This window comes from Streptomyces sp. NPDC001348 (assembly GCF_053597535.1).
Window position 1 is genome coordinate 34,997 of sequence record NZ_JBSFIK010000045.1, and the last position, 11,278, is coordinate 46,274.

8 protein-coding genes and 2 pseudogenes are annotated in these 11,278 nt (G+C 69.7%); 5 read left to right on the top strand and 5 right to left on the bottom strand.

Translation table 11 applies throughout. From position 1 onward, the window contains the following. Positions 1-4: 4 nt before the first annotated feature. A pseudogene (locus ACWC21_RS34110) lies at positions 5-1,508 on the top strand (IS1182 family transposase); the annotation flags it as partial. A 193-nt stretch (positions 1,509-1,701) separates the two neighbouring features. Here ACWC21_RS34110 and ACWC21_RS34115 read toward each other — a convergent pair. Beyond that, positions 1,702-2,625 carry an SDR family oxidoreductase gene (locus ACWC21_RS34115; RefSeq protein ID WP_450887661.1) on the bottom strand — a complete coding sequence of 308 codons (924 nt, stop codon included), beginning with the start codon at positions 2,623-2,625 and terminating at the stop codon, positions 1,702-1,704. An 84-nt stretch (positions 2,626-2,709) separates the two neighbouring features. On the opposite strand from ACWC21_RS34115, the gene ACWC21_RS34120 reads away from it, so the two are divergent. Next, positions 2,710-3,276 (top strand): TetR/AcrR family transcriptional regulator, encoded by a 567-nt coding sequence (locus ACWC21_RS34120; RefSeq protein ID WP_450887608.1) that lies wholly within the window; start codon positions 2,710-2,712, stop codon positions 3,274-3,276. Between the two features lie 16 nt (positions 3,277-3,292). On the opposite strand, the pseudogene ACWC21_RS34125 reads toward ACWC21_RS34120, so the two are convergent. Further along, a pseudogene (locus tag ACWC21_RS34125) lies at positions 3,293-4,122 on the bottom strand (IS5 family transposase). Between the two features lie 362 nt (positions 4,123-4,484). Here ACWC21_RS34125 and ACWC21_RS34130 point away from each other — a divergent pair. Then, positions 4,485-5,687: an IS110 family transposase gene (locus ACWC21_RS34130; protein ID WP_450887610.1), complete on the top strand. Its 1,203-nt coding sequence runs from the start codon at positions 4,485-4,487 to the stop codon at positions 5,685-5,687. A 463-nt stretch (positions 5,688-6,150) separates the two neighbouring features. After that, entirely contained in the window at positions 6,151-6,720 is a 570-nt protein-coding gene (locus tag ACWC21_RS34135; protein WP_450887611.1) for a DUF4232 domain-containing protein, read from the top strand. 259 nt (positions 6,721-6,979) lie between these two features. Here ACWC21_RS34135 and ACWC21_RS34140 read toward each other — a convergent pair whose 3' ends face one another. Further along, a complete protein-coding gene (locus ACWC21_RS34140; RefSeq protein WP_450887613.1) occupies positions 6,980-7,636 on the bottom strand; it encodes a hypothetical protein in 657 nt (218 codons plus the stop codon). 452 nt (positions 7,637-8,088) lie between these two features. On the opposite strand from ACWC21_RS34140, the gene ACWC21_RS34145 reads away from it, so the two are divergent. Beyond that, the gene (locus tag ACWC21_RS34145; protein ID WP_450887615.1) at positions 8,089-8,619 is read left to right on the top strand and encodes an AAA family ATPase; all 531 of its coding nucleotides are present in this window, start codon (positions 8,089-8,091) and stop codon (positions 8,617-8,619) included. 799 nt (positions 8,620-9,418) lie between these two features. Here ACWC21_RS34145 and ACWC21_RS34150 read toward each other — a convergent pair. Together ACWC21_RS34150 and ACWC21_RS34155 are read right to left on the bottom strand one after the other, a co-directional pair. After that, complete coding sequence (locus ACWC21_RS34150; RefSeq protein ID WP_450887617.1) at positions 9,419-10,144, bottom strand: DJ-1/PfpI family protein; 726 nt, start codon at positions 10,142-10,144, stop codon at positions 9,419-9,421. Beyond that, positions 10,141-11,094, bottom strand: a complete 954-nt coding sequence (locus tag ACWC21_RS34155; RefSeq protein WP_450887663.1) for a GlxA family transcriptional regulator — start codon at positions 11,092-11,094, stop codon at positions 10,141-10,143. Before ACWC21_RS34155 ends, ACWC21_RS34150 begins: the two co-directional genes overlap by 4 nt. Positions 11,095-11,278: the final 184 nt, after the last annotated feature.

Below are 11,278 nucleotides of genomic sequence, written 5' to 3' on the forward strand. Positions count from 1 at the left end.
GCGGATGTCGATGCAACTGAGCGGGCCGAACGAGGTTCCGGCGGGGACGTTGCGGGTGGCTCGCGCCGCGTTCCCGAAGGGCAGTCTGGCGATCCGGGTCAGGGACGAGCTGGGGCCGTTGTTTCGTGACGAGGAGTTCGCGGACCTGTTTCCGGCGCGGGGCAAGCCCGCTTGGTCACCGGGGCGGCTGGCGCTGGTGGTGGTGTTGCAGTTCGTCGAGGGGTTGACCGACCGGCAGGCCGCGGAGGCGGTGAGGGCCCGTATCGACTGGAAGTACGCGCTCGGGCTGGAACTGGGGGACCCCGGCTTCGACTTCTCGGTGCTGTCGGAGTTCAGAGACCATCTGATTGGTGCGGACGCCGGGCGGCGTGTGCTGGACGGCATTCTGGCTGCGGCCGGGGACCGGGGACTGCTGAGGACCGCGGGCCGGGCGCGGAACGACTCGACGCACGTGCTGTCCGCAGCCCGGGACCTGTCCTGGCTGGAGATGGTCGCAGAGTCGCTGCGTGCGGCGTTGAATGCGCTGGCCCAGTCCGCACCGCAGTGGCTGACCCGGGTCGCGGAGCCGGACTGGTTCAAGTACTACGCCACGAGGGCCGAGGATTCGTGTTTCCCCAAGTCCCGCGGCAAGCGGGACGAGGTGGGGGCGCGGATCGGCCGTGACGGGACGCGGCTGCTCGAAGCCGTCTTTTCGCCCGGGGCACCTGAGGGACTGCGGATGCTCGAACAGGTGGAACACCTGCGCCAGGTCTGGGTCCAGTCCTTCCGCCTGGCGGAGGGCGAGGTGAGGCGCAGGGAGCCAAAAGACCGCCCGCCGGGCCCGACGCGCCTGGTCACCCCTATGACACCGAGGCTCGTGGCAGCTTGAAGCGGGACACCCTGTGGGACGGATACAAGGTCCACCTCACCAAGACCTGCGAGCCCGACACCCGAACCTGATCACGAACGTGGCCACCACCGTGGCGACCGTGCCCGACATCTCGATGACCGGCGCCGTGCACGCCCAGCTCGCCCAGGCGGACCGTCTGCCCGGTGAGCACCTGGTCGACGCCGGATACGTCGACGCGCATCTGCTGGTCAGCACCTGCACCCGGCGCGAGTACGGCATCACGCTCACCGGGCCGGTCGCCGGCGTCATCAGCCGCCAGGCCGCCGCGAACAACGGGTTCACCGCCGATGACTTCACCATCGACTGGGCGGGCGAGCAGGTCACCTGCCCCGGCGGGAAGACCGCCACCTGCTGGATTCCCGACCGCTCTCCCGAGGGCATCCCGGTGATCAGGGTCCGATTCAAGGGCGGGGACTGCCGCCCCTGCCCGGTCCGCGAGCAGTGCACCACCTCCAGCCTCGGCCGGCGCCTGACCCTGCGGCCCCGCGAAGAACACGAAGCGCTCCGCCAGGCCCGCACGGAACAGGACACCGACACCTGGAAGGACCGCTACAAGACCCGCGCCGGAGTCGAAGGCACCATCTCCCAGGCCGTCGGGCGCTACGGCTTGCGCAGATCCCTCGATCCAGAGCAGCACGTGCTCCCCGCGCCTGTGGGGATGGTCCCGTGACTGACCGCCACTCCTTCGGGTGAGGGCGGACTTCCCTAGGCTAGGCCACTACGGCGACTGGTCAGGGTCGTGGCGCCGGGCCCGCTGGTGCGAAGGTGCAGCGGCCGAGCCGTACGGCACCGGTCTCCCATCGGGCGCCGTGTCAGGCGCCGGCCGCAGGGGTGTGGAAGTAGTGCCCTTGGTCGAGGTCGTCGAGGAGTCCTGGCTGCGCCGGCTCCCACTCCAGCAGCTTGCGGGTCAGGGCGCTCGACAACGGGGCGTCGAGACCGAGGAAGCCTGCCAGCCAGGTGAAGTGCTCCGGGGCTGCCTCGGGGGTCACGGAGCTCACCGGTACGCCGAGGTGCCGGCCGATCACCTCGGCGACGTCACGGATCGCGACGCCCTCCTCCGCGGCGCCGTGCAGCACCGCTCCGGCCGGGGCGCGTTCGACCGCGAGGCGGAACAGATGCGCGGCGTCGAGACGGTGCACGGCCGGCCAGCGGTTGGTGCCGTCGCCGAGGTAGCCGGAGAAGCCCCTCTCGCGGGCCAGGGCGACCAGCATGGCCATGAACCCGTTGTCTCCTTCGCCGTGACACGTCGGCGAGAGCCGCACCACCGACGAGCGGATGCCCCGCGAGGCGAAGCCGAGCACCTCCTGGGCGGTGACCGCTCGGATGGAGACGGGCGAGCCGTCGTAGGCGGGCATATCCCGCTCGGTCGCCACCCGCCCGGGCGCGAGACCGGCCACGCCGGAGGCGAGGACGAAGGGCCGGCCGGTGCCCGCGAGCGCGTCCCCGAAAGCGTCGACAGCACGGCGGTCCGCCTCGGCGGCGCCCTGGAAGTCGCCGCTGAAGGCGATGTCGTGCTTGAAGGCGAGGTGGATCACCCCGTCCGAGGCGGCGGCGGCGTCCCGCAGCACGTCGAGGTCGTCGACGGTGCCGCGGACGACGTCCGCGCCCGCCGCGCCGAGTGCGGTGGCGGAGGCGTCGGAGCGGGCCAGCCCCAGCACCTGGTGCCCCGCTTCGATGAGTTCGGGTACGACGGCGGATCCGATCCAGCCGGAGGCGCCGGTGACGAAGATGCGCAAGGGTGGCCCCAAACAGTCGATGTCAGTGACTGTCATAGACGTTACACCTCGATGTCAGTCTCTGTCATCACGTAAGATCCTGGCATGGGTAGATGGGAGCCGGACGCGCGCGGCCGACTGGCTGCGGCCGCGCTGGCGCTCTACGCCGAGCGCGGGTACGAGCAGACCACCGTCGCGGAGATTGCCAAGAGGGCCGGGCTCACGGAGCGGACCTTCTTCCGGCACTACGCCGACAAGCGCGAGGTGCTGTTCGCGGGCGCCGGCGAGCTGGAGGAACTGTTCGTGCGCGCGGTCGCCGGTGCTCCCGAGGCCGCGGGGCCGCTCGACGCGCTGGCGGTCGGACTGGACGCCGTCGCCGAGATGTTCGCCGACCGGCAGGAGTTCGCGCGCCGACGGCATGCCGTGATCACGGCGAACGCGGAACTCCGGGAACGCGAGCTGATCAAGCTCGCCTCGCTGGCGGCCGCGCTCACCGGCACCCTGCGCGGCCGCGGTGTCGCCGAGCCGGCCGCGAGCCTGGCCGCCGAGGCGGCGGTCGCCGTCTTCAAGATCGCCTTCGAGCGATGGATCGCCCCGGCCGAGGAACGCCCGATGCGGCATCTGATCCGGGAGTCGCTGACCGAACTCAAGGCTGTGGCCTCGGGCGACTAGGAGTTGTCTTCAAATGTCACGCCCACATCAGGAGCGATGCGAGAGTGACAGCCGCCTGGTAGGACTCGGCGGTCTTGTCGTAGCGGGTGGCGATGCCGCGCCATTGCTTCAGGCGGTTGAAGCACCGTCCGACCACATTGCGCCGCTTGTAGAGCTGCTTGTCGAAGGCCGGCGGGCGTCCGCCCCGGCTGCCGCGCCGGAGCCGGTTGCGGACCTGGTCGGCCCGCTCGGGGATGGTGTGGCCGATGCCTCGCCGTCGCAGCCAGGTGCGGATGGCCCGGGAGCTGTAGCCCTTATCGCCCAGGACGTAGGCGGGCCGCACGCGGGGACGTCCCGGGCCGATGCGGGGCACCCGTATCGCCTCCATCACGGCGGTGAACTGGGTGCAGTCGTTGGTGTTCCCGCCTGTGAGGGTGAAGGCGAGTGGTCGGCCGGCACCGTCGCAGGCGAGGTGGATTTTGCTGGTCAGGCCGCCTCGGGAGCGTCCGAGGCCGGGGCTGCGGGCCCCCCTTTTCGGGTCCCGGCGGCGTGCTGATGGGCACGGACGATGGTGGAGTCGACCGATATGAGCCAGTCGATGTCCCCGGCCGCGTCCGCCCTGGCCTGGGCGGCCCGGAGCATGCGCTCGAACGTGCCGTCCAGGGCCCACCGGCGAAAGCGGGTGTGCAGCGTGGCCCACGGGCCGTACCGCTCCGGCACGTCCCGCCAGGCCGTTCCGGTGCGGAACTTCCACACGATCCCGTTGAGCACCTTGCGGTCGTCCAGCCGCTTCCGGCCCCGCAGCGACACCGGGAGCAGCGGTCCGACGAACTCCCACTCCGCATCAGACAGTTCATGGCGACGTATCACCCGACCATGATCCACTACTCAAGATCAATTGAAGACACAGCCTAGGGCGAGTGGAACACCTGAGGCTGAGGACAGCCCAACCGGCGCCGCCCCCCCCGTTATGTTTTCCGCGGTCCTGCAAGAGGACCGCTGGCCTCCGGGCCCGGCATGACTGTTCCCCCCTGTCGAACGGATGACCTGGGGGGTGGTGTCACCGGGCCTGGGAGGCGCCGTTGGAGACGCTGATGAGAGGTCCGACTACCGCCTGGCCTGGCGCAATGCCCGGCCGCTTGCGGGCGGCAGGTCTGCATAACGTGGATGCGCGCATACGACGCCAACACCCTGGCCAGCACCGCACGAAACCCGCTCGGGAGGATGGGTTGGACGACATCGACGACGTGGGCGTCTTCCTCGGCCTGGACGTCGGCAAGAGCGCCCATCACGGGCACGGCCTCACCCCGGCCGGGAAGAAGGTCTTCGACAAGCAGCTGCCCAACAGCGAGCCGAAGCTGCGGGCCGTCTTCGAGAAGCTGGCCGCGAAGTTCGGCACCGTGCTGGTGATCGTGGACCAGCCCGCCTCCATCGGAGCCCTGCCACTGACCGTCGCCCGGGATGCCGGCTGCAAGGTCGCCTACCTGCCCGGCCTGTCCATGCGGCGGATCGCCGATCTCTACCCGGGCGAGGCGAAGACCGACGCGAAGGACGCCGCGGTGATCGCGGACGCAGCCCGGACCATGCCGCACACCCTGCGCTCGCTCCAGCTGACCGACGAGATCACCGCCGAGCTGACCGTGCTGGTCGGCTTCGGCCAAGACCTGGCGGCCGAGGCGACCCGCACCTCCAACCGGATACGCGGCCTGCTCACCCAGTTCCACCCCAGCCTCGAACGCGTCCTCGGCCCGCGCCTGGACCACCCCGCCGTGACCTGGCTGCCGGAACGCTACGGATCCCCAGCCGCCCTGCGGAAAGCCGGACGCCGCAGGCTCGTTGAGGTGATCCGGCCCAAGGCTCCGCGCATGGCCCAACGCCTGATCGACGAGATCTTCGACGCGCTCGACGAGCCGACCGTCGTGGTCCCGGGCACCGGCACCCTCGACGTCGTGATCCCGTCCCTGGCCCGTTCGCTCGCGGCCGTCGACGAACAGCGCCGAGCCCTGGCAGCGCAGATCGGACAGCTGCTGGAGGCTCACCCTCTTTCCGCGGTCCTGACCTCGATTCCGGGGATCGCGGTCAGGACCGCCGCCACCTTGCTGGTCACCGTCGGCGACGGCACCAGCTTCCCCACCGCCGCCCACCTGGCCTCCTACGCCGGCCTCGCCCCGACCACCAAGTCCTCGGGAACCTCGATCCACGGCGAACACGCACCACGCGGCGGCAACCGGCAGCTGAAACGCGCGATGTTCCTGTCCGCGTTCGCCGCGCTGCACGATCCCGCCTCCCGCACCTACTACGACCGATGCCGGGCCCGCGGGAAGACCCACACCCAGGCACTCCTCCGCCTGGCCCGACAACGCATCAACGTGCTGTTCGCGATGCTCCGCGACGGCACCTTCTATGAACCCAGAACCCCACGCCTCGCTTGACGAAAGACATAGAGGCACCCCCCAACTTCCCACTACGCGCAATGCACGGACAGAGCGGAAGCCAAGATCCCCGACAGCGTCAGGTTCTCAGCCAGAAACGGACATCACCTTACGAACCGCCCACTGAGAGTTGTGGGCTCCACCAAAGCGATCACACTCAGCGAATTCGCGTTGCCGCGTGAACCGCCCAAGGTAGGCCGTCGACCGATTGCTGCACCCAGCATGCGTCAGGTGCGCGCCTGGGGCGTGGTAAAACCCGTGGCGCGTTGGAGGCGCTACTGTCTGCCCTGACGGCCATCTGCACGGGTGCAGCCTGTCGTCACCGTTCCGTCACAAGTAGTCGCCGCACGGAACCCTGCCGCTCTCCCGCCCTGTCTGCACTCACGTACCACGACCACGCGTACCGCGGGGCAACAACCGACGACCGGCACCCGCGGACGAGACGACTCAGGGGGACGACAGCATGCGTCACAGCAACGGCATTCGCAGGGCGGCTCTGGCGACGACGGCGGTCACGGCCGTCGCGGCGGCGGTGACCGGCATCCTGCCCGGCACCGCCATGGCGGCGAGCACCACCACCTCCACCCCGCCGCCCGCCTGCCCGGCCTCCGCCCTCCAGGTCAGCGCCTGGCAGGCCGTCCACCGGCCCGTCGGGACCGGGACCGGTGCGGCGGTCGTGCAGTTCACCAACGTCTCCCGGAGGACGTGCGTCTTGAAGGGGCATCCGACGGTCGCGGGCGCCGGCAACGGCTCCCCCGCCCACAACACCCCGCTCAAGGTCACCCCCACCGGCAGTGCGGCCACCGTGACGGTACGGCCGCACGGCAAGGCGTGGGTGAAGCTGACCTTCGTCCAGGTCCAGGGGGAGGCCGACGGCTACTGCGTGTCGGGCAAGGACCCGGTGACGTATCCGACGATGGTCATCGGGCTGCCGCACTCCGGGAAGCACCAGGTCGCCCTGAACGACGGGGTGTGGGCCGAGTGCGACAACAAGGTGACCGTCACCCCGGTCTCGGCGGTCAAGCCTTCCTGACCCCCCGTCCCCGCAAATCGAGCAGCCTGCATGACGATCGCAAGGCTCTGACCTGCACGTTCACGTGGAACTGCACATAAGTACAGGTCAGCGACTCAGCGCACCGAAAGTGCGCTGAGTCGCTGACCCTGTGGTGGTCAAACTCCGATGACACAAACTCGCGTCCGTCAAAGTCGGATGGCAAACGGTCAAGATCCAGTGGCACGGGACAGGTCGCATCCGGCGTGGAAGGCCTCATGGTCGGGGCGACCACGCGGGCTCAGCGGCGGCCGAGTTCGTCAGCCCAGTTCCGAAGCGGCCGTTCGAGGACCAGGTTGTCTCCGCGGGCCACGGTCTGGAGCAGCTGGGCGCACACGGTCGCTTCGGCTGCGAGGCCGCGGCCGGACTGCCCAGCACGGGAAAGGCGGCGCGGACGCGGGCGGCAGTGTCCGGCCGGAGCAGCGAGTAGGCGTAGAGAGTGGCAGCGTCGAGCCCTTCCGGGGCCTGCCCTCATCTCTCCCAGTCCAGCAGGCGCAGCGGTTCGGTGAGGTTCGCCCAGTGCACATCCACGTGGGCTGTGGCCCAGCAGGACAAGGCCGGGGCCGGGATGCCGACGATCGGGGAAGGCCCGTTCCATGTACTGCTGCCGTACGGCGACGCGGCCGGTGTCGACGGCCGCCTCTTTCTCCAGCGTCCCTGCGAGGTCGTTCCACCAGGAGTCCGGCGGCTGAACCTCGCGCTGGAGGATCGGGTCGCCGTACAGGACCGGTTCATCGACGCGGACCGACGGCTCCGCCCGGTAGGCGATGCCGTCGTCAACGGCGTCGTGGACGGCCAGGAGGCCGGACCGGTGGCCGTCGAGATCGCCGAAAGCGTGCTGGGCATCGAGAGCGCCTTCCCGCAACTTCCCCGCGGCCTTGTCCTCCGGTGCGGACACCAGACGCAGCCAGGCGGGCGCGCCCGTAGCGGTGCGGGCCCGGGGCACCCAGGGTGCGTCCGGTCCAACCCCAGAACTCCGCGCCCGGCTCCACCCGGACGTCCAGGGCCTTCGCGGTGTGCGCGTGGTGGCCGCGCATGCGCTGCTCGGTGTCCGGGTCAGGGGGAGGCGAGTACACCGGTGATCTCTCGCAACTTGGCGGCGGTCAGGGACCCGGTGGCACCTCACCTGTCGGCTGACGGCGGCGCGCACCACCATGTTCGACTCGGTGCCCGACCCGCGCACACGGCGGGGCCGGTGGTACTCACTGACAGCGCTCCTGCTGGTGTGTGCCTGCACCAGGCCATTCGTCACCTCGTATGCGCGCGCGAGATGTCCTTTCAGCGGCCCTCTCCAAGACCAGCACCAAGTAGTGAGTATGACGTTCAAAGGGAACCGGCATGATCGGGCCCATGACCCGCCAGATCGTGATCGTCACCGGGGCTCCCGGGGCCGGCAAGAGCACCCTGGCCCTCCCGCTCTCGGAAGAGCTCGGCTTCCCTCTTCTGTCCAAGGACCACATCAAGGAGACCCTGCACGACTCGTTGGACACACCCGCCGACCTGGCGTCTTCACGCAGGTTGGGCGCCGCAGCCATGAGCCTGATCTGGGCCTTGGCCGCCCGCTGCCCGCAGGCCGTCCTGGAGGCCAACTTCCTACCGCGCCACCCTGACACCCGCCCCCGTCTAGACGCCTTGGCCGCGGATGTGGTCGAGGTCTACTACAGGTACCCGCCAGCCGAAGCAGCTCGCCGTTACGCCGCGAGAGCGACCAACGTACATCCGGTGCACGTCATGCAGGAACTTCCAGCCGACCTTCTGGCCCAGTACGACAAGCCGCTCGGCTACGGCCCTGTCATCACCGTGGACACCACTCGTTCCGCCGATCTGTCGGACATCACCGCCAAGGTCCGCCAAGCGTTCAGGTCCGACCCGGTCAGCTGACACCGCTGCTTTCTTCCCCGACGACGGACTGTCCTCCGAGCGGTGGCCACCTCCTCCAGTGACGTCATTTCACGTGAACATCCGCCGGGCCAAAGATCACCAAGTGCTGCCCAAATCCGCGCCCCAACGCTGCCCCTAGAAGTGAATGAAGCCACCCCGTTCTTGAAAAGCAGAAAATCAATCGGCGGCGGGTCGGCGTGCCGGAAGGGTCGCGATGCCGCCGCATCTGGGACTTCGCCCTTCAAACGATCCTCGTCGAGGGCGAGGGCCTGGACTGGCTGAGCGAGCGTTTCGACTGACTGGCCAAGGCCGGTGATCTTCGCGGATGTGCCCGCGGAACACAGCCGGAACTTCGAGGTCGCTGGGGCGCTCCCTGCGGCTGCTGCTCTCCGGTGAAGCGCGGTTTGACGCCAAGATCGCCCATCGGCACCTTGTCTCAGCCGGATGAGCGGCGTTTGTCCTGACCCCGCGACCGCGCTGAAACCACACCAGGTCGCGTCCACCGCATAGAACCGGGCGTCGTCGGGTCTCGTCGTCAGGAGGACTCAGGCGGGTGCAGCGGGCCTTGGTGGCGTACGTGAGCAGCGAGCCGAGTGGGCGCAGCGACATCGACGGCACCCCGCTGGCCGCCTCGGTCACCGGCCTCGCGCGCGTCGTCTACGGCGTCGAGCAGCCGAGCAACGCCCAGCGTTCCGCTGTACGGCGGGCGGTGCGCCGCGTCGTACCGCCCGTTCATCGGCTCATGCGCACATACGCCCGCCCCTATACCTGTGACGCAGCGAGCAACTGCAGGGCACGCTCATTCATCTGGGGACTGGCGTCTGAGGCGTTGCCGGAATCGACGGGGGCTGGGGGTCGTACTCGATGCGAGTTGGATGGCCTGGGCCGTGTCGTCGTCCGCGAGCAGGGACGCGAGGTACAGGGCCATGTCCAATCCCGCCGATACTCCGGCCGCGGTGATGATCTTTCCTGAGCGCACGTAGCGCTGCGGCACGTAACTGACGTCGAACGTGGTCTGGAGGTAGTCGGCGGAGGCCCAGTAGGTCGTCGCTTCCCGGCCGTCCAGCAGCCCGGCTGCCGCGAGGACGATGCTGCCGGTGCAGACGGAGGTCGTGCACTGCGTGTGGCGGTGCATCTCGCGGATCCAGTGCAGGAGCGGCTGGTTGTTCATCGCCCCGATGGTGCCGCGGTTGCCCGCGCCCGGGACCAGCAGGACGTCGAGTCGGTCGACCTCGGCGATGGAGCGGTCGGCGACCACGGCAACGTCTGCCGTGTCCGTGCGGACGGCTTCGCGTTCCTCACCGATCATGGTCACGGTGGCGTCCGGCAGCCGGGACAGTATTTCGGCCGGGCCGGTGGGATCCAGCAGGCTGTAGCCGTCGTACAGCAGGATGCCGATGGTGGGGCCCGTACCGCCGCTGCGCGGGGCCGCGTGCGCCGCTTCGGTCCGGGCGGCCGTGGCCGTGAGTGCGGCGGTGGCCACGGTCCCGCGCAGGACGTTTCTGCGTGTCGTGGAACAGCTCATGGGGCAGGAGTCTTCTGCCTTGGTGTGTAACGTCGGGGCGGCATGTCCGGCATCCTGCGAAGTCCGTCCCCCGTGACCCCGTAGTGTTCGAGGAACGCCTGCCGCAGCGTCTCCGTCGACCCGAACCCGCAGCGGCGGGCGATCGCCGCCATGGACAGTGCGCTGGAGCGCACGAGGTGCGCCGCCGCTTCGGCGCGTGCCGCGCGTACGGCCCGGGCGGAAGTGGTACCGAGATGCGCGGTGAACAGGCGGGTCAGGTGCCGGGCACTGATGCCCGCCCTGGCTGCCAGGGCCGTGGGGGTCAGGTCTTCGGACAGGTGGCCCGCGATATGGCCCATCAAATCCCTCACCAGCCGATCCTCCGGCGGTGGCGCTGCCAGGAACATCGATATCTGAGCCTGGTCGGCGGGCCGGTGCAGGTGGGTGACGAGTTCGCGGGCGACGGTCCGGGCGCGTGTCGGACCGTGATCGTCCTCGATCAGGGCCAGCGTCAGGTCAAGGGCGCTGGTGACCCCGGCCGAGGTGTAGACGTTGCCGTCACGGATGTCGAGGGGACTTGTGTCCACGGCCACGGCCACGGTGGGGTGGCGCTCGGCAAGCCGGTCTCCCCACCCCCAGTGGGTCGTCACCCGTCTGTGATCGAGCAGCCCGGCGGCGGCCAAGACGTAGGCGCCGGTGCAGACGGAGGCCACACGCCGGCTGTGCGCGGCCAGCCGGCGCACCCGGCCCAGTAACCGCTCGTCCGCCGCCGCGTCCTCGCAGCCGATGCCGCCCACGACCATCAGCGTGTCCAGCCGTCCCACGACCATCTCCAGGCTCTGCCCCGCTGCCAGCAGAACCCCGGCCGAGCTCCGGACAGCCCGGCGGCCGAGGGCGCCCAGCTCGATGGCGTAGGGCGGCTGCGCGCCGTACCGGTTGGCGATGTCAAAGGCCCCGCTGGGGCACGCGATTCCTGCCTCGAGAGCAGAGCGGCGATCTGCTGCCGGCCGTCGATGATGTGTCCCAGCACGCCTGCACGTACGGGCTGGTGACGCGCGAAGACCCGGTCCGGCCGTCGGCGTGCCGTCGAACTCCGGTGGACAGGCCACGTAACCGCACCTGGCCGTGCGACGCCTCTCCCCGGCCAGGTATCTG